We start from the raw sequence: 18,440 nt of genomic DNA on the forward strand, positions 1-18,440 counted from the left end.
CCCATGGACGCCCCACTATGGACGCCCACCGGTCCGCAAGGACAGAGGGCCCCCCGGCCCCCGCCCTTCATGCCCCCGGAAGCTACACGCTTGTTCGACGTCGCGCTGCCCCTCTTGATGAGAAGTGCCCCGGATCGATGAAATCCGGGGCACTTCTCGGTAAGTCACCCATTCGGGCGAGGCGGGTGGTGCCGCGGGCGGGCCGTCAGCCGCCCGCGCCGAACGCCATCACCAGGTATTCCTTGCCGTACGTGGAGTCCGTCTTGTGGGCGTACACCGCCGACATGTAGAGGCGGCCCTGCGCGTAGAGGATCTCCGCGTAGTCGGGCAGCAGGCCGGTCTCCGCGCTGCGGATGCTCCGCGTGGAGGGGTTCTCCAGCAGCTTGGTCTCCTTGAAGCTGCCACCGTCGATGCTGACGATCTGACCGCCCTTGTCGTACGGCGGCCGCTTGTAGACGATCAGGTTGCCGCCGTCCATGCGCAGCGGGCTGAGCTGGTAGCCGTCACCGGCCTCGGCGCGCTGGCCGGTCTGCTTGCCGGTGCCGAGATCGAAGGCGATGATCTCGTTGGTCTTGCTGTACGACGCGCCCTTGCCGTCGTGGTCCTCGGTCGGCAGGTACAGCCTGCCGTTGCCGGCGACGATCTGCTTGCAGCCGTCGATACGGGTGATGCCGTCGCAGCGGCCCCCGTACGTGTCACCGGGCGCGGAGATGCGGGTGAGCAGCTTGCCGGTCTTGCTGTCGAGGGAGAAGTAGTCCGAGACGCCGCTGCCGTCGCCCGCGCTGTCGCCGACGTCGGCCGCCACCACGAGCGGGTCGGTGGAGACGATGGCGGCGTACTCGACGCCCGCGGGCATCTTGTACTCGAAGATCACCTTCCCCGTCTTGGGGTCGATGTTCTGGATGTGCAGCTGCCGGTTGTCGTAGGTGCCGCACTTGCGCACCGCGACCAGCTTGGCACCGCCGCCGTAGCCGGAGTCGTAGCAGGTGTCGTCCGGCTTCGGCTGCCACAGCGGCGCGCCGGAGTCGATGTCGAACGCGGCACCGCCGCTGGTGCTGCCGACCGCGACGGCATTCTGAGCGACCGTCACGTTACTGAAGGTGAGCGAATAGCTACCGGACTTGACCGACTTCGTCCACAGCTTCTTGCCCGCGTCGAGGTCGATCGCGGCGATCTCGCTGCAGCCCGCCGAGGAGTCCTTCGCGGGCATCTTCGGCTGGAAGACGATCGCCGTCCTGTTGTCCGAGTTGACGTGGTCGCTGGCCGCGCAGACCGGGCCGGGCAGCTTGACCGTCCACAGCTTGGTGCCCTTGGCGGGGTCGTAGCCGACGATCTCGGCGATGCCGCTCTTGGCGTACACCTTGTCCGTCAGCCACGAGCCCGAGGTGACGACCGTGTCGTCCGTCTTCGGCAGCGGGACCTTGAAGAGCACCTCGGAGGCGGGATCGGCCGGCACCTTCTCCTTGCCGCCGGTGGACGTGCCGCCGGAGCCTCCGGTGCCGTTCTTGCCGCCGGTGCCGCCGCTGGAGGAGGCGGTGGCGTGCTTCTTGCCGTCGCCCCCGGAGGTCTTGGCGTACCAGATGCCGCCACCGATGATCAGCGCGATGGCGACCACGGACGCGACGACGATGAACAGCGCGGTGTTGTTCCGCCCGCCGCCGCTCTGCCCCGGCTGGGGCTGCATCGGCACGGTCGGCGGCTGGCCCGGGTAGCCGTATCCCGGCTGCGCGGGCTGCATGGGCTGTGTCGACTGCGCGTAGGGGTTGTGCGGCTGGGCGCCGTAGCCGGGAGGCTGCTGACCGTAGGCCGGGGGCTGCGTCGCGTACGGGTTCTGCTGCGCGCCGGGGTAGCCGTAGCCGGGTTGGGGCTGCGGCGGCTGGGGCTGGGACGCCGGGGCGGCCTGCGGGTAGCCGTAACCGGGCTGCGGCGCCTGCGCGGGCGGTGCGGCCGGGGGCGCCGGCGGTGTGGCCGGGGGCACGGGCGGGGCCGCCGCGGGCGTCGGCGGCTGGTCCTGGGGCGGGGTCTGCGGGCCCGGGGGCTGCGGGCTCGGGGGGCCGAAGCCGCCCTGCTGCGGGGGCTGGTTCGGCGGTGGAGGGGGCGGCTGGGTCATGGGAGCGGGTACCTCGGTGAAGCTCTGTAGGCCGTGCGGCGGACGGGACTCGGGACTCTGTGGGAAGGGGCGTGCGCCGGGCTCAGTTGCCGAAGGCCATCATCAGCTTCTCCTTGGCGTCGTCGCGGCCGGACAGCCGGCCGGCGGAGATGTAGAACCGCCCGTCGACCCAGTCGACGGCACCGTCGTAGAAGGTGTCCTCGATGCCGGCGGCGCTCTGCGGGTGCTGCAGCAGCCGGGTGCTCTTGTGGGAGGAGCCGGTGATCGGGATCGACACCACCTGGCCGCCCGCGTCGTACGACGGCTGGACATACGCGATGAGCTTGCCGCCCTCGACCTTTATCGGGGCCATCGGCTCGTCGGCCGGGGACTTGGCCCGCCACTTCTCCTTGCCGTCGGCGAGGCTGATCGCGACGATCTCGTTGGCGCTGCTGAGGGCGCCCGTGGGCAGGTAGAGCGTGTTGGCGTCGACCGCGACCCCCTGGCAGCCCTGCAGGTCGCGTTCGAGGATCGCCCAGCCGCATTGGGGGGCGAACTTCTCGTTGACCTTGACCTCGGAACGGAACTTGCCGTCCTTGGTGAAGGTGGAGATGTTCCAGGCCTTCTTGTCCTGGTTGGTCAGGTAGACCACGAGCGGGTCGACGGAGTAGGTCCGGGCGACCCGCCAGCCCTTCTTGACCGGCTGGGTCCATCTCAACTTGCCGGTGACCGGGTCGAATTCCTGGATCTCGTCGTGCTCGTTGTCCGTACCGGCTGCGCAGGAGGCCACCTGGATCAGCCGGCCGGTGCCGCCCGCGTACGCGGTCGGGAAGCAGGCCGCGCCGTACTTCCTCTTGTCGTACAGCTTCTTGCCGGTGTCGATGTCGTACGCCGTGCCCGACTGCGAACGGCCCACCATCAGCGTCCTGTCGCTCACGGTGAGCTCGACGTTGAGCGCGCTGTCGAACAGCCCGCCGTCGGCGACCTGTCCGCTCCAGCCCTTCTCACCCGTCTCCAGGTCGATCTGCTGGAGCTGGTTGCACTTGGCACGGTCGTTCGAGCCGTTCTTGTACGCCACGACGATCTTGCCGTCGGCCGACTGCCGCGAGGTGGACGCGCAGATCTTCTGCGGGAAGTCGATCGGGCCCCAGGCGGTCTCACCGTCGGCGGCGCCGTAGGCGAAGACCTGCTTGTACGCCGCCTTCACCGCGGTCTTGCCGGTGATCCACATGCCGGGCGCGTCGGCACCCGAACCCGGGGCGTCCGGCGCCGGCTTGTACCAGAGCACCTTCGCCTCACCGGCCTGCCGGCCCTCGTTGAGGTTCTCGGGGTCGTCACCGCCGCTGCCGCCACCGGATGTGGTCGGCGACGGGGAGCCGGAGTGCTTGCCGTCGCCGCTCTGCTGGGCGACGGGCTTCTTCTTGCCGCCGTCGTCGCCGCCGGTGACCGCGTACACGGTGCCACCGATGACGAGCAGCGCGGCCACCGCGGCGCCGATCATCAGCGCCGGCTTCGCCTTCGAGGCCGACTTGCCCCCGAGGGGCGCGCCGGGGGCGGTGCCGGGCGCACCCGGGTACGGCGGCTGCTGGGCGTATCCGTAACCGGGCTGCGGTGCCGCCCCGTAAGGGCCCGGCTGCTGCTGCGGGTACCCGTAGGGGCCCGGGGCACCGTACGGGCCCGGCTGCTGGGGATAGCCGTAGCCGGGCTGGGGCTGCGGGGGGGCGGCGGGCGGCGGAGGCGTGGCGGGCACGCCGGGGGCGCCCGGAGCACCGGGGGTGTTCGGGGTGCTCTGGGGCGCGCCGAAACCGCCCTGCGCCGGGGGCGGCTGCGGGGCGCCGAATCCACCGCCCTGCGGCGGCTGGTGCTGCGGCGGCTGGTCCTGCGGCGCGCCGAAGCCGCCCTGCGGCGGCTGGTTGGGCGGCTGAGTCATCAGCGCTCTTCCCCCTCGTTCACTGATTTTTAGCCACGCCCTGAGGTTCGTGATGGACCCAAGGTCGTACTCAGACAGTTCTCAACAGTTCTCAGACGGCTCTTTCTATCACCCGGTGCCGACAACGCACGGTTCCGCGTCCGCCGCTGTTCCCAAGGGAGAACCGGCCCGTGATGCCGCCGTTACGCGCCTTCACGCCCCCTTCACGCGACGCACGCGCCCCCTGCGTGAGATGCGTGAAAGGTCAGGCGTCCTCCGCCAGTTCCAGCCAGCGCAGCTCCAAGTCATCACGCTCTCCGGCGAGATCCCGCAGCTGGGCGTCCAGTTCGGCGACCTTCGCGAAGTCGGTGGCACTCTCGGCGATCTGCGCGTGCAGCCTGGACTCCTTCTCGGAGATCTTGTCCAACTGCCGCTCGATCTTCTGGAGTTCCTTCTTGGCGGCACGCTGGTCGGCGGCGCTCCTCTCGGGAGAGGCCGGCTTGGGCGCCGCGGCGGCGGCCTGCGCGGCGACCGCCTCCTCCATGCGCAGGCGCCGCTCCAGGTACTCGTCGATACCGCGCGGCAGCATCCGCAGCGTGCCGTCGCCGAGGAGGGCGAAGACCCGGTCGGTGGTGCGCTCGAGGAAGAACCGGTCGTGGGAGATGACGATCATCGAGCCGGGCCAGCCGTCGAGGACGTCCTCGAGCTGGGTGAGGGTCTCGATGTCGAGGTCGTTGGTGGGCTCGTCGAGGAAGAGGACGTTGGGCTCGTCCATGAGGAGGCGCAGCAACTGGAGCCGGCGGCGCTCACCACCGGAGAGGTCCCCCACCGGAGTCCACTGCTTCTCCTTGCCGAAGCCGAACGTCTCGCACAGCTGCCCGGCGGTCAGCTCGCGCCCCTTGCCGAGGTCGACGCGCTCGCGGACCCGCTGGACGGCCTCCAGGACCCGCCAGGCGGGGTCGAGTTCGGCGACCTCCTGGGAGAGGTAGGCGAGCTTGACCGTCCTGCCGACGGCGATGCGCCCGCCGGCCGGCTGCTCCTCGCCCTCGGTGCGGGCGGCCGCGGCCATGGCGCGCAGCAGGGAGGTCTTCCCCGCGCCGTTGACCCCGACGAGACCGATCCGGTCGCCCGGCCCGAGCTGCCACGTGACGTGCTTGAGCAGCACCTTGGGGCCGGCCTGCACGGTGACGTCCTCCAGGTCGAAGACGGTCCTGCCCAGCCGTGAGGAGGCGAACTTCATCAGCTCGCTGCTGTCCCGGGGCGGCGGCACGTCGGCGATCAGCTCGTTGGCGGCCTCCACCCGGAAACGCGGCTTGGAGGTACGGGCGGGCGCGCCGCGCCGCAGCCAGGCCAGCTCCTTGCGGATGAGGTTCTGCCGCTTTACCTCCTCGGTGGCGGCGATGCGCTCGCGCTCCGCGCGCGAGAAGACGTAGTCGGAGTAACCGCCCTCGTACTCGTACACGTCGCCGCGCTGCACGTCCCACATGCGGGTGCAGACCTGGTCGAGGAACCACCGGTCGTGCGTCACGCACACCAGCGCCGAGCGGCGGTTCTGCAGGTGCTTCGCGAGCCAGGAGATGCCCTCGACGTCGAGGTGGTTGGTGGGCTCGTCGAGGACCATCAGGTCCTGCTCCTCGATGAGCAGCTTGGCGAGCGCGATGCGGCGCCGCTCGCCACCGGACAGCGGCCCGATGACGGTGTCGAGCCCCTTCGGGAACCCGGGCAGGTCCAGCCCGCCGAACAGCCCGGTCAGTACGTCCCTGACCTTGGCGTTGCCCGCCCACTCGTGGTCGGCCATGTCGCCGATGACCTCGTGCCGGACGGTGGCGGCGGGGTCGAGGGAGTCGTGCTGGGTGAGCACACCGAGGCGCAGCCCGCCGGAGTGGGTGACCCGACCGGTGTCGGCCTCCTCCAGCTTGGCGAGCATCCGGATGAGGGTGGTCTTGCCGTCGCCGTTGCGTCCGACGACCCCGATCCGGTCCCCTTCCGACACACCGAGCGAGACGCCGTCCAGCAGGGCACGGGTGCCGTACACCTTGCTGACGTTCTCGACATTGACCAGGTTGACGGCCATTTCACTCCTGTGCGCGGGGATCGGTCAGCCTTCTAGCCTAGGGCCTCGCGGGGAGGGTACGGAGCGCGCGGGGGTGATCACTCGTCGTGGGACGCACCGGAGGGGCATCGCCGGTGACGCCTCCGCGCCCCTCTGTGCCCCTTCAGACCACCGTCGCCCCCGGCACCGGCCCCGCCGCAGTCCGGACCGACCGGCAGGTGCCCGACGCCCGCAGTGCCTGTGCCACCTTCTCCGCCGACCCGGCATCGCGCGCGAGGAAGGCCGTCGTCGGCCCGGAACCGGAGACCAGCGCGGTCAGCGCGCCCGCCGTCCGCCCCGCGGCCAGCGTGTCGGCCAGCTCCGGGAAGAGGGACAGGGCGGCCGGCTGGAGATCGTTGGAGACGGCCGCCGCCAGCGCCTCCGGGTCGCCCTTGGCGAGCGCCTGGAGCAGGTCCGCGGAGGCGATCGGTTCGGGGATGTCACGCCCCTCGGCGAGGCGGTCGAACTCGCGGAAGACCGCCGGGGTGGAAAGGCCCCGCCCGGCCATCGCGAACACCCAGTGGAACGTGCCGCCGGCCTCTAGGGCGGTCAGCCGCTCGCCGCGCCCGACACCGAGGGCCGCCCCGCCCACCAGGCTGAACGGGACGTCGCTGCCGAGCTCGGCGCAGAGGGCGAGGAGTTCGGCGCGGGAGGCGCCGGTGCCCCACAGCGTGTCGCAGGCGAGCAGCGCGCCCGCGCCGTCCGCGCTGCCGCCCGCCATGCCGCCGGCGACCGGGATGTCCTTGGCGATGTGGATGTGCACGGCCGGTTCGATGCCCCGCCGTGCGGCGAGCGCGATCGCCGCGCGCGCGGCGAGGTTGGTGCGGTCCAGGGGGACCTGGTCGGCGTCCGGGCCCTCGCAGGTGACGCGCAGTCCGTCGGCCGGGGTGACGGTGACCTCGTCGTGGAGGCCGACGGCCAGGAAGACGTTGGCGAGGTCGTGGAAGCCGTCGGGGCGGGCGGCGCCGACCGCGAGCTGGACGTTGACCTTGGCGGGGACGCGGACCGTGACGCTCACTGCTGACCGGGCTCCTTGGTGTGCGGGCGTTGTCGACCTTGCTCGGCGGTCCGGGCGCTGTCCGGCACCGCCTGGCGCTAATCGGCGCTACTCGGCGCGCTGGGCGTTCTCGGCGATACGGGCGAACTCCTCGACCGTCAGCGACTCTCCGCGCGCCTGGGGTGAGACTCCGGCCGCGACCAGGGCCGCCTCCGCCGCCGCCGCGGAACCGGCCCAGCCGGCGAGGGCCGCCCGCAGGGTCTTGCGGCGCTGCGCGAACGCCGCGTCGATCACCGCGAAGACCTGCTTCCTGGAGGCTGTCGTCTTGATCGGCTCGGCCCGCCGGACGAGGGAGACCAGCCCGCTGTCGACGTTCGGCGCGGGCCAGAAGACGTTGCGGCCGATGGCGCCGGCCCGCTTCACCTCGGCGTACCAGTTGGCCTTGACCGACGGCACGCCGTACACCTTGGAGCCCGGCGCGGCCGCGAGCCGGTCGGCGACCTCGGACTGCACCATCACCAGCGTCCGCTCGATGCCGGGGAAGGTCTCGAGCATGTGCAGCAGCACGGGTACGGCGACGTTGTACGGCAGGTTGGCCACCAGCGCGGTCGGCGCGGGGCCGGGCAGCTCGGCGACGTGCATCGCGTCGGAGTGGACCAGCGCGAACCGGTCGGCGCGCTCCGGCATGCGCGCCGCGATGGTCGCGGGCAGCGCGGTGGCCAGCACGTCGTCGATCTCGACGGCGGTGACCCGGTCGGCGACCTCCAGGAGCGCGAGGGTGAGGGAGCCGAGCCCCGGGCCGACCTCGACGACCACGTCGTCGGGACGGACCCCGGCGGTCCGGACGATACGGCGGACCGTGTTGGCGTCGATCACGAAGTTCTGGCCGCGCTGCTTGGTGGGACGGACACCGAGCACTGCCGCGAGTTCACGGATGTCGGCCGGGCCGAGGAGGGCGTCGGGGGTGGGGCTGCTCACGGGACTAAGGGTACGGGGATGAAGTCGGCCGGTCTGCCAGGTGCCCGGCGCTGGGCTGGGCCGGAGGGCTCGCCTGCCCGCACTCGCGGGGTGCCGACGGTGCTCTCGCGCCGACGGGGCCGTGCCCCCCTGGGGGCGCGGGGGCGCGGGGGAACTGCGCGACCGGCCCGCACGGACCCGCGGCCGCGCAACGGTCACCGTCATCTGTGCAGTCGCGCCCCGCAATGCGGCCAGGGGGCCGCCCCCCGGCTCACGTACAGCTTCTTCGCACGGAAGGTCTGCTCCTTCGCCGAGGCGTCCTGCGGACGTCCGCTGCCGCCGAGGCTGTGCCAGGTGCGTGTGTCGAACTGGTAGAGCCCGCCGTACGTCCCCGAGGGGTCGACCGCGTGCGGACGGCCGCCGGACTCGCAGACGGCGAGGGCGCGCCAGTTCAGGTGTTCGGCGTTCCTCACGGAGGGAGGCAGCGGCTTGGTGCCCACCTTCACCACCTGCTTGCGCGGCCGGCGCACCACCTCGGACTTCTCGCGGCGCGGCTTCTCCCGGACCCCGTTGACGGTGCGCACGAGGTAGGTGGTCCGCCGCAGTCCGGGCTGCCCGGGGTCCGCGACGACCTCGGTGCCCCTGAAGAGGGAGGGGTCCCCGGTCCGCTCGGTCCGGTACGGGATCTGCTCCTCACGTACCTCCCGGATGCCGCTCACCCGCAGCACGGTCACCGTCTGCCCGTCGCGCGGGAAGCTGTCGGGTGGGACGGAGACGGTGTCCTGGCCGCGCAGAGTGATCCCGGCCTCATCCACCGCCTCGCGGACGGTGGCCGCGTTGGTGCGGATGGTGCGGGTCCGGCCGTCCGCCATGATCGTCACGGCGCGCTCGGTGCGCACGTCGAGCGCGAGCCCGGCGCGTCCGATGCCCCGGGAGCGCGAGGTGGACAGGTACGCGCCCTCCGCGCGCACGCCCAGCTCGTCCAGCGCCCCTTCCACCGTGCGTGCCGTCGTCCAGACCTCGTGCCGCCGGCCGTCCAGCGTGAGCCGTACCGGGCGCCCGTGGCGCACGGCGACCTCGTCGCCGCTGGCGAGCGCCGCACCGGGTGCGGGCGCGATCATGTCGTGCGGCCCCACGGACACGCCCTCCTCGGCGAGCAGCTCGCCGACGTCTTCGGCGAAGGTGTGCAGGGTGCGCTGCTTGCCGTCGACGCTCAGCTCGATCGCCTTGTCCTTGGCGACGAACGCGGTGGTGCCGCCGGCCAGGAAGACCACGACCAGCACCTGCGGCAGCAGGCGGCGCAGGGCGGACTCGGGGCGCTCGCCGTAGCGCGCCCCGCTCCGGCGCGCGGCACGCCCACTCACTCCGGCCCGCACACCGAGCTCGGCCGTCCCCACGGTGGCGGCGTGCGCGTCATGCTCGTGCGTCCCCACCGCGTGTGTACCACCGTCGCGTAGGCCCCCGTCGGACGCGTCTTCCTCACACGCCCCACCGGTGTGCGCATCGTGTCCGCGCGTCTCCTCGGCCGGCCCGCTGCCGTTCTGTCGCGGAAACACCGGCCCGCTCACCCGCGCGTGCGGCGGCGTCGCCGCCGATGCCCGCGTCCCCGCCTCGTACGCGGGCCGGTAGGTGTCCTCGTACGGCAGCGTCTCCGCGTCGTGCACGCCGGGCCACCCGCCGCCGGGTGGGCCGGGCGGGCCGGGCGGCGCACCGCAGGGGCCGTACGCCTCATGGGTCTCGTACTGCGAGTTGCTCACGCCGACACGCTCCAGAAGGCCAGAGGGGTCCGGATCGGGCCAGAAACCTAGCGGAGCACCCGCCACTCTCCAAAGCGGCACGACTACGCAGCGTTGTGCACGAATCCCAGGCCGAGCCGAACGGGCGTTGTCGGCGGTTACCTACGGCCCCCGCTCAATAGGCGAAGGCGCGGGCGGTGTTGGCGCCCAGCGCCGTCGCCAGCGCGTCCTCGTCGATGCCGCGCACGGCGGCCATCGCCCGCACCGTGACCGGAATGAGATACGGGGCGTTGGGCCGTCCGCGGTACGGGACCGGGGTGAGGAAGGGCGCGTCGGTCTCCACCAGGACCAGTTCCAGCGGGGCGACGGCGAGCGCGTCCCGCAGACTCTGGGCGTTCTTGAAGGTGACGTTGCCGGCGAAGGACATGAAGTAGCCCTCGCGGGCGCAGATCCCGGCCATCTCGGCATCGCCTGAGTAGCAGTGGAAGACGGTGCGCTCGGGGGCGCCCTCCTCCTTCAGGACGCGCAGGACGTCGGCGTGGGCGTCACGGTCGTGGATGACGAGCGCCTTGCCGTGCCGCTTGGCGATCTCGATGTGAGCGCGGAAGGACCGCTCCTGTGCCGCCTTGCCCCCGGGGCCGGTGCGGAAGTAGTCCAGCCCGGTCTCGCCGACGCCCTTCACCTGGGGCAGCGCGGCCAGCCGGTCGATCTCGGCGAGGGCCTCGTCCAGCGCCGCGTCGCCCGCCCGTCTCGCACCACCGCCCTCAACCGAGGCACCTTGGGCCGCCCCCTGGTTTCCCGGCCGGCGGGCGCCCTGCCGGGACCAGCCGTCGGGGTCGCCGTGGACGATGCGCGGGGCCTCGTTCGGGTGCAGGGCGACGGTCGCGTGGACGTTCTCGTACGCCGCCGCGGTCTCGGCGGCCCACCGCGAGCCCTTGATGTCGCAGCCGACCTGGACGACCGTCGTCACGCCGACCGACGCGGCCTTCGCGAGGCCTTCCTCTACGGGGCCGGACTGCATGTCGAGGTGGGTGTGCGAGTCGGCGACGGGCACCTGGAGGGGTGCCGGGAGCGGCGGCGCCGCGTTCTTGTCGTCCTTGGAGCTCTGGCCGGCGTTCGAAGGCATGCCCCGATCCTACGAAAGGGGCATGCCCGCCTCGGCCGGAGATCCGTTCAGCTCGCCCTGCGCTGGAACAGGTGCAGGAGATCGGACAGGTGCCAGGGGTGCGGCTCCTTGGGCTGCGCCGGCACCGCCGGCACCTTGAGCGGGCCCGCCTGGGGTACGCGATCGTCACGCCGCCGCGCCGCGCTGCGCACCGAGGAGACCTGGCCCGCGCGCATGATCCGCACGACGTGGCCGTCGCAGTTCTGGCAGTTGGGCCGGCTCAGTGGCGACGGCACGATCCGGCCGTCGGCCACATACCGTACGGACTCCTGTCCGTCGGCAGCCGTGTGGTGCTCTATCTCGTACGACTGCTCCCAGCCGTGCCCGCAGCGCATGCAGGCGAACGAATACGACTCGTGAACGACGGCTGTGGCCGTACCGCGGAGGCCGGTCCGTCCTGCGATCTCACTCATGCCAGCTCCTGCTGTCCGCTGGGCAAGCACCCCGGCACCGGGATTCCCCCCGGAACCCGCTGGGGCGAGGGACGGGTGCGCCCCTTCGACCAGTGGACTCTTCGATCGGCGTGAACGCAGCGGGGCTGTCGAGTGTTGGAGACGATTTGGACGTTCCTTGCCGGAACGGCCCCGTGGGACCGTCTGCGCTTTGCCATCCGCGACAGCTTTTTGCCGTCCCGTGGGGCATGCGCCCATCCGAGTGCAGCGCCGCTCAGAGCCCACGTCTCCGCAGGTCAGAGGCGCACGCTCGGCGCTCAGGCGAACGGCCTCACGCCGGCGCGCGCTCCCGCACACCCACACGGGCGTCCTGAAAGGGGCGCGGGGAACCGCGCGTTCAGCCACGGACGACCCGTAGCCCGCCGCGGAGCGAGCCCCCGGTGGCGCCTCCCAAAGACCGCTCACTCAGCAGAGCGTTTCGCGGCGACCACCGCATCGAAGACAACCCGCTTCGGCAGCCCCGCCTCCGCCGCCACCGCGGCGATGGCCTCCTTGCGGCGCTCGCCGGCCTCCTCGCGCACCCGCACCCGGCGGACCAGCTCCGCGGCGTCGAGCTCCTCGGGCCCGGGCTCGGGGGCGCCCTCGACCACCACGGTGATCTCGCCGCGCACCCCTTCCGCGGCCCACCGCGCCAGCTCGGCCAGCGGACCGCGCCGTACCTCCTCGTACGTCTTGGTCAGCTCGCGGCAGACGGCGGCCCGCCGCTCGGCTCCGAAGGCCTCGGCCATGGCGGCGAGGGTGTCGTCGAGCCGGTGCGGAGCCTCGAAGTAGACGAGCGTCCGCCGCTCGTCCGCGACCTCCCGCAGCCTGGACAGCCGCTCGCCCGCCTTGCGCGGCAGGAAGCCCTCGAAGCAGAACCGGTCGACGGGCAGCCCGGACAGGGCGAGCGCGGTGAGCACGGCGGACGGCCCGGGCACGGCGGTGACCCGGACGTCCTTCTCCACGGCGGCCGCGACCAGCCGGTACCCCGGGTCGGAGACCGACGGCATTCCGGCGTCGGTCACGAGCAGCACGCGTGCGCCGCCGAGGAGTGCCTCGACCAGTTCCGGCGTACGGGCGGACTCGTTGCCCTCGAAGTACGACACCACGCGGCCCTTGGGCGTCACGCCCAGCGCCTGGGTGAGCCGGCGCAGCCGCCGGGTGTCCTCGGCGGCGACGACGTCGGCACCGGCCAGCTCCTCGGCCAGCCGGGGCGGCGCGTCCGCGATGTCGCCGATGGGGGTACCTGCGAGGACAAGGGTTCCAGTCACCCCTCCATCCTCCCAGGGCGCGCGCAGCGTCCTGCGCGCGCCCGGAGCCGGGTGACGCGGAACACCGGCAGCCGTCGGCGGGCCGCCCCCCGAAAGCGCAGAAAGGCCGCACCCGGGGCACGGGAAGTCCACACCGGCCCGACCGGTACCGCACATGCACGGGACTCGCACAGAACGGTTCCCTACGATGGCGCGGTGACCAGTACCGCGTCCTCCATGGACCTCCGGCAGAGCCAGGCGTCGCATGACCAGCGGCCGTCGTGGCAGCAGCGGCTGCGCCGATTCGGGTACGCGCCGGCGAAGGACGCGCCCCGGGGCGACGTACGCGACCGGCTGGTGCCCCCGTACGCCGAGCCGAGCCCCCGGCTGTGGCGGGCGCTCGGCATGTCGCCGGTGCTCGCCGAGCGGATCACGCGCTGGTCGGGCTGGGGCGGTCCGCTGCTGGTGACGCTGGTGGCGGGCCTGGTGCGGTTCTGGAACCTGGGCAGCCCGCGCGCCGTGATATTCGACGAGACGTACTACGCCAAGGACGCCTGGGCGCTCGTCCACCACGGTTTCGAGGTCAACTGGGACAAGTACGGCAAGAACGCCAACGACCTCGTCCTGCAGACGCATGGACACCTGTCAGTCCCGACGGACCCGGCGTATGTCGTGCATCCTCCGGTGGGCAAGTACGTCATCGGCCTCGGCGAACTGATCTTCGGGTTCGATCCGTTCGGCTGGCGGTTCATGACGGCGCTGCTGGGGACGCTGAGCGTGCTGCTGCTGTGCCGGATCGGGCGCCGGATGTTCCGCTCGACGTTCCTCGGCTGTCTGGCGGGCGCGCTGATGGCGGTGGACGGCCTGCACTTCGTGATGAGCCGGACCTCGCTGCTCGACGGCGTGCTGATGTTCTTCGTGGTGGCCACGTTCGGCTGCCTGATCGTCGACCGGGACCGGTCACGGGAGAGACTGGCCGCCGCGCTGCCGGCCGGCCCCGACGGCCGGGTCCGCCCGGACGCGCACATCGCCGACACCTTCCGCTTCGGTCTGCGCCCCTGGCGCTGGGGGGCCGGGGTGATGCTGGGCCTGGCCATCGGCACGAAGTGGAACGGCCTGTACGTCCTGGTCGCGTTCTGCGTGATGACGGTGCTGTGGGACGTCGGCACCCGCAAGGTGGCGGGCGCCCGCCACCCGTACGCCGCGGCTCTCAAGTACGACACCGGCATCGCCTTCCTGGCGACGGTCCCGGTGGCGCTCGTCGTCTACCTGGCCTCCTGGACCGGCTGGATCCTCTCCCCGTCCGACGGCAGTGGCGGCTACTACCGCAACTGGGCGGCCACCGGCGGCAAGGGCGGCGGCTGGGCCTTCCTGCCGGACTGGCTGCGCAGTCTGTGGCACTACGAGCACGAGGTCTACAAGTTCCACGTCCACCTGTCGTCGCCGCACACCTACCAGTCCAACCCGTGGAGCTGGATCGTGCTGGGCCGCCCGGTGTCGTACTTCTACGAGTCCCCTTCCCCCGGTGCCGACGGCTGCCCGGCGGACGCCGGGCAGAAGTGCGCCCGGGAGGTGCTGGCGATCGGCACACCGCTGCTGTGGTGGGCGGCCTGCTTCGCGCTCCTGTACGTGCTGTGGCGCTGGGCGTTCCGCCGCGACTGGCGGGCCGGTGCCATCGCCTGCGGCATCGCGGCGGGGTACCTGCCCTGGTTCATGTACCAGGAGCGGACGATCTTCCTCTTCTACGCGGTCGTCTTCCTGCCGTTCCTCTGCCTGGCGGTGGCGATGATGATCGGCGCGATCGTCGGCCCGCCGGGCTCCAGCGACACCCGCCGGGTGATCGGCGCGTCGGCGGCGGGCGTGCTGGTCCTGCTGATCGCCTGGAACTTCATCTACTTCTGGCCGCTGTACACGGGCCAGGCGATCCCCATCGACAGCTGGCGGTCGCGGATGTGGCTGGACACCTGGGTCTAGCAGGGCATGCGCGCCAGGACGCCGGTCGTCTGAGGCCGTCATCGGCCTCGGACGGCCCGGAGACGGCCCGGCCGGGACGGTCGGCAGGTTTACAGTCCGTGCGGAGGACGACCGTCGGGCTGCGGTTGCGCAGCCGACCACGACGGTCATCCCATGTCCGCCCCACCGGGAGGTAGCTCCGGTAGGTCGTTGAAACGGTCGGCCAGGATCATCGCCACATCGTCCGCCAGGTCGCCGCCGGTGTGGCGGATCAACGCCTGGTGCAGTCGCTCCAGGAATTCCGACGGGGTGGGGCCGACGCCTATCCCCTCGACGGCCTCCGGCAGTGCGAAGAATTCGCTGTCGGGATTGCGGGCCTCGATCACACCGTCGGTGTAGAGCAACAGACGGTCACCGGGGGCGAACGCATAGCTTTCAGGCTTCGGGGGGAGGTCGGTGACGAGGTCTTCGAGGCCGAGAGGCGGCGATGGCAAGCGCGGCTTGAGTGCTGTGGCCCTGCCCCGGTGCAGCAGCAGCGGTGGCGGATGTCCACGGTTGACCAGCTGCACGATGGGTTCGTCCGGCACCTGTGCGATGAGCGCCGTGGTGAACCCTTCCAGCAGAACCTCCTGACCATACGCGCCCGGCACGGCCAATTCCCGTCGTAGCGCAGCCGCGCAGCGGTTCATGACCTCCACCAGGTCCTCCTCATAGTGCACGGCCTCCCGGAACGCCCCCACGGCCACCGCGACGGCTCGTACCGCGGACAATCCCTTGCCCCGGACGTCTCCGACGATCATCCGGACGCCGTACCGCGTCTGCACGGCCTCGTACAGATCACCACCCACACGTGCCCCCGTCCCAGCCGCAAGGCACAGGCTGCCGGCCCCGAGTGGGCCCAGGCGCGCGGGCACGGGCCGCAGCACGACCTCCTGGGCCGCCACGGCGATGCGGCGGACCTGGTCGAGCTCTCTCTGCCTGCGCTCCTGCATGGCGCGGCTGGTGATGAACCCGGCCACGGAGACCAAGGCCAGCGCCAGGAAGTTGCTGTAAACCTGCAGGGTGCCCCACGCCCCGTTATGGGTCGCGGTGGTCACACTGATCGCCAGCGCCAGGGCCGCCGCCGCGGTGGTGCCCCTGGGCCCCAACGTCACTGCCGCCAGCGCCGGCACCGCGGTGAGAAAGGGGCCGGTGTAAATGAAGTGCGCAGGCGTGAGCTCGATGACCAGCACGGCCACCGCGATCAGATAGGGCACACACTGCATCAGCGTGAAGAGGACCCGGCTGTGACCGCCTGCTCCCAGCACCGGGGGTGAGCGCAAGGGCGACTTCATGCACCAAGCCTGCCTCGCTGAAACCCACTGCTCCACCCAGCCGATCGCCCTGGGTACCCGCAGGCCGGCTCAGCCCGTTTACAGTCCCCCGGAGATTGCCCGGGGGAACCCGCCCGACCTGCGTGGACAGCAAGGACATCACGGCCCGTCGCGGCCGGGGCGAAGTCCGCACCCTGCCTGCCGGACGGGAGACACAGACGGCATGACGACGAGGGAACGCACCGGGTTCGGCGCGGACGCGGCAGAGGCCATCCTGCGACGGGCGAGCGCGTTCGCCGACGTGGACCCGGACGGTGTCGAGATCCTTCGGCCAGGGGACCATGCCGTGTTCCGTGTCGACGGCGGTCGGATCATCTCGCGGGTGGGGCGAGGTGCCGACCGCCTTGCCTCGGTGAGAGTACCCGCGCGTTTCTCCCACTCGATGGCGAAGGATGTGCAGGCGGCGTATGAACGCCTCGGATTGTCGCTTTCCTCTGGACATCTCCAGAGTCAGGAGACGACCAACGAAACGACAGGCGCCAGGCGGTCCCCATCGACAGTTGCGGTCACGGATGTGTGGGCCGGGTTCCGTCCCGACGGCCCAGGCTTCAACGCGCCCTGGGACGGCCATGACGACACGTGAGCCGGTGCAACCCGCCTCGCCGTGGCCTGAGATGCCGGGAAAAGCGAACCGAAATACGATGGTGTGACGCGCGGGACCGCCCTGGAGGTGTGCGATGAGCCACGACACGGGTGCGGACGTCGACGAGCTGCTGACCATGTCGCGGCCGGAGCTCGACCGGCTGTTCCGCGCCGGTCATCCCGGGGAGATACCTCGAGGTGAGGGACGTGGCACCGTGCTCACGGCGCGCGGTGCGAAGGTGTCCAGGGCAGGGGCCGCGCTCGCGCGTCTCCTCGCATGGCAGGGCAAGGTCTTCGACCGCGACGGCGGCGGACTGCGCAACAGGGTCACGCCCTTCGGTATCCGGGCGATACGCGCGAAGGTCTACCGGGACAAGAGCCTGCTGGACGGCGACGAATGCATCGTCCTGGACTACTCCCGCACCTCGCTTGTCGCGCACTGGATACGTGACGAGATCCGCCAGATCGGCCCCCATCTCTATCTGGGAATCGTCTACTGGGGGCGGCGCAGGATTCTCAATTTCTCCCTGCACTTCGCCGGTCCGCAAACCTGAGACGTCCTGACACACCGCGGTCGACGGCTCGTCAGCCGCGAGGCAGGTGGGAGGTGCTGGATATGCCGCACCAGTCAGCGGTCACCGTCCTGGCCGCCGTGCCCCCGGCCCGCATCGATGACGTGCGGGAGGTGCTCGACGAAGCCAACCGGAAGGGAGCGGGTGAGGTTTTCCGGTTCGCCGAGATGGAGGGGGTCCATTTCGCGCGGCTGGTCCTCGTTCCCCAAGGGCGCGACGGCACCGGGACGTTGCTGCCGGCCGGCGTCGTCTACATGAGCGAGGTGGACGTATCGCCGTCCGCCCACCTCGCCGACCTTGTGCGTACAGCGGGCGAAGAGCTGGACAAGGTGTTCGGACACTGCGACGGATACCCGGCGGGCGGGGCTTCGGACGGCGAGCGGATCGCTTGGCTGCGGTCGCGTCGCGTGCCGTGCGCGGCCTTCTACGTCAACACCGTCGGCAGGGGGCGGCGGCAGATGCTGGACGAGGCCCGGCTGCGCGAGGCGATCGAGGAGTTCCTCGACCGGCACGCCGCCGAACTGTCGGGCAGGAGTCCCACCCGGATACGCGCCGCCGTCCAGGATCATGTCACCGGTCGCGAGGACCTGGCCTGGGCGCGTTCGCGGCCCGCGCGGCCCGCCCTGCGCTGGCGGGTCAGCCAGGCGGCCCATCTCGTCGGTGTCCCGCTGGCCGGGCTGGTGTTGTCACCCTTCCTCGTGGTCGCTCTGCCGGTCTGGGCCGTGCTGGTGAGATGGCACGAACGTCGTGACGTTCCCAGCCGGAAACGCCCGGACCGCGACCACGTGCGCGAACTCGCCTCCTACGAGGACTTCGTGGCACAGAACCCGTTCACCGCCGTCGGCGCGGTCAAGCCCGGCCGGTTCAGGCGGATCACGCTGACCGCGATCCTGTTCGTCGTGGACTACGGAGTCCGCCACTTCTTCAAGCGGGGGGATCTCGCCGGGGTCAAGACCATCCACTTCGCGCGCTGGCTGTTCATCGACGGCAAACGCCGGGTGATCTTCGCGAGCAACTACGACGGCAGCCTGGAAAGCTACATGGACGACTTCATCGACAAGGTCGCCTGGGGCCTCAACGCCGTCTTCAGCAACGGGCTGGGCTATCCACGCACCCGGTGGCTCGTGCTGGACGGCGCCAGGGACGAGCTGGCGTTCAAGCACTACCTCCGCTCCCATCAGCTGCCGACCCAGGTCTGGTACTCCGCGTACGACAGCCTGACCACGCACAACCTCCATACCAACGCGCGTATACGCGCAGGCTTGTTCGGCACACTCAGCCCGGCCGAGACCGAGGCCTGGCTCGCTCTGCTCTGAGGAGATCCCCGGGGATAA

The 18,440-nt window shown here is 71.4% G+C and carries 14 protein-coding genes; 4 read left to right on the top strand and 10 right to left on the bottom strand.

Going from position 1 to position 18,440, the window contains the following annotated elements; all coding sequences use genetic code 11:
• Nucleotides 1–205: 205 nt before the first annotated feature.
• The 9 genes from ABZ079_RS02730 to rsmI form a co-directional block, all read right to left on the bottom strand.
• The gene (locus ABZ079_RS02730; RefSeq protein ID WP_356937555.1) at nucleotides 206–2,110 is read right to left on the bottom strand and encodes a PQQ-binding-like beta-propeller repeat protein; all 1,905 of its coding nucleotides are present in this window, start codon (nucleotides 2,108–2,110) and stop codon (nucleotides 206–208) included.
• Between the two features lie 82 nt (nucleotides 2,111–2,192).
• A complete protein-coding gene (locus ABZ079_RS02735) occupies nucleotides 2,193–4,019 on the bottom strand; it encodes a PQQ-binding-like beta-propeller repeat protein (protein WP_356937556.1) in 1,827 nt (608 codons plus the stop codon).
• Between the two features lie 244 nt (nucleotides 4,020–4,263).
• Nucleotides 4,264–6,072, bottom strand: a complete 1,809-nt coding sequence (locus tag ABZ079_RS02740) for an ABC-F family ATP-binding cassette domain-containing protein (protein ID WP_356937557.1) — start codon at nucleotides 6,070–6,072, stop codon at nucleotides 4,264–4,266.
• 142 nt (nucleotides 6,073–6,214) lie between these two features.
• Nucleotides 6,215–7,108 carry a 4-(cytidine 5'-diphospho)-2-C-methyl-D-erythritol kinase gene (locus ABZ079_RS02745; protein ID WP_356937558.1) on the bottom strand — a complete coding sequence of 298 codons (894 nt, stop codon included), beginning with the start codon at nucleotides 7,106–7,108 and terminating at the stop codon, nucleotides 6,215–6,217.
• Nucleotides 7,109–7,195: 87 nt separating this feature from the next.
• A complete protein-coding gene (rsmA, locus tag ABZ079_RS02750) occupies nucleotides 7,196–8,065 on the bottom strand; it encodes a 16S rRNA (adenine(1518)-N(6)/adenine(1519)-N(6))-dimethyltransferase RsmA (protein ID WP_356937559.1) in 870 nt (289 codons plus the stop codon).
• 200 nt (nucleotides 8,066–8,265) lie between these two features.
• Nucleotides 8,266–9,801, bottom strand: coding sequence for a ubiquitin-like domain-containing protein (locus ABZ079_RS02755; protein WP_356937560.1), 1,536 nt, complete (start codon nucleotides 9,799–9,801; stop codon nucleotides 8,266–8,268).
• A 154-nt stretch (nucleotides 9,802–9,955) separates the two neighbouring features.
• A complete protein-coding gene (locus ABZ079_RS02760; protein WP_356937561.1) occupies nucleotides 9,956–10,906 on the bottom strand; it encodes a TatD family hydrolase in 951 nt (316 codons plus the stop codon).
• A 47-nt stretch (nucleotides 10,907–10,953) separates the two neighbouring features.
• Nucleotides 10,954–11,358: a hypothetical protein gene (locus ABZ079_RS02765; RefSeq protein WP_356937562.1), complete on the bottom strand. Its 405-nt coding sequence runs from the start codon at nucleotides 11,356–11,358 to the stop codon at nucleotides 10,954–10,956.
• A 440-nt stretch (nucleotides 11,359–11,798) separates the two neighbouring features.
• A complete protein-coding gene (rsmI, locus tag ABZ079_RS02770; RefSeq protein WP_356937563.1) occupies nucleotides 11,799–12,647 on the bottom strand; it encodes a 16S rRNA (cytidine(1402)-2'-O)-methyltransferase in 849 nt (282 codons plus the stop codon).
• Nucleotides 12,648–12,842: 195 nt separating this feature from the next.
• Here rsmI and ABZ079_RS02775 point away from each other — a divergent pair, with 195 nt between their 5' ends.
• Nucleotides 12,843–14,600, top strand: coding sequence for a phospholipid carrier-dependent glycosyltransferase (locus ABZ079_RS02775; protein ID WP_356937564.1), 1,758 nt, complete (start codon nucleotides 12,843–12,845; stop codon nucleotides 14,598–14,600).
• Between the two features lie 146 nt (nucleotides 14,601–14,746).
• Here the strand turns inward: ABZ079_RS02775 and ABZ079_RS02780 are convergent, their stop codons facing one another.
• A complete protein-coding gene (locus ABZ079_RS02780; RefSeq protein ID WP_356937565.1) occupies nucleotides 14,747–15,913 on the bottom strand; it encodes a PP2C family protein-serine/threonine phosphatase in 1,167 nt (388 codons plus the stop codon).
• Nucleotides 15,914–16,115: 202 nt separating this feature from the next.
• On the opposite strand from ABZ079_RS02780, the gene ABZ079_RS02785 reads away from it, so the two are divergent.
• From ABZ079_RS02785 to ABZ079_RS02795, 3 genes are all read left to right on the top strand, one after another.
• Nucleotides 16,116–16,535, top strand: coding sequence for a hypothetical protein (locus tag ABZ079_RS02785; protein WP_356937566.1), 420 nt, complete (start codon nucleotides 16,116–16,118; stop codon nucleotides 16,533–16,535).
• A gap of 94 nt (nucleotides 16,536–16,629) precedes the next feature.
• The gene (locus tag ABZ079_RS02790) at nucleotides 16,630–17,088 is read left to right on the top strand and encodes a hypothetical protein (RefSeq protein WP_356937567.1); all 459 of its coding nucleotides are present in this window, start codon (nucleotides 16,630–16,632) and stop codon (nucleotides 17,086–17,088) included.
• Between the two features lie 62 nt (nucleotides 17,089–17,150).
• Nucleotides 17,151–18,422 (top strand): hypothetical protein, encoded by a 1,272-nt coding sequence (locus tag ABZ079_RS02795; protein WP_356937568.1) that lies wholly within the window; start codon nucleotides 17,151–17,153, stop codon nucleotides 18,420–18,422.
• Nucleotides 18,423–18,440 lie beyond the last annotated feature (18 nt).

Source organism: Streptomyces sp. NPDC006314, from assembly GCF_040613075.1.
In the GTDB taxonomy this organism is placed as follows: Bacteria; Actinomycetota; Actinomycetes; order Streptomycetales; family Streptomycetaceae; genus Streptomyces.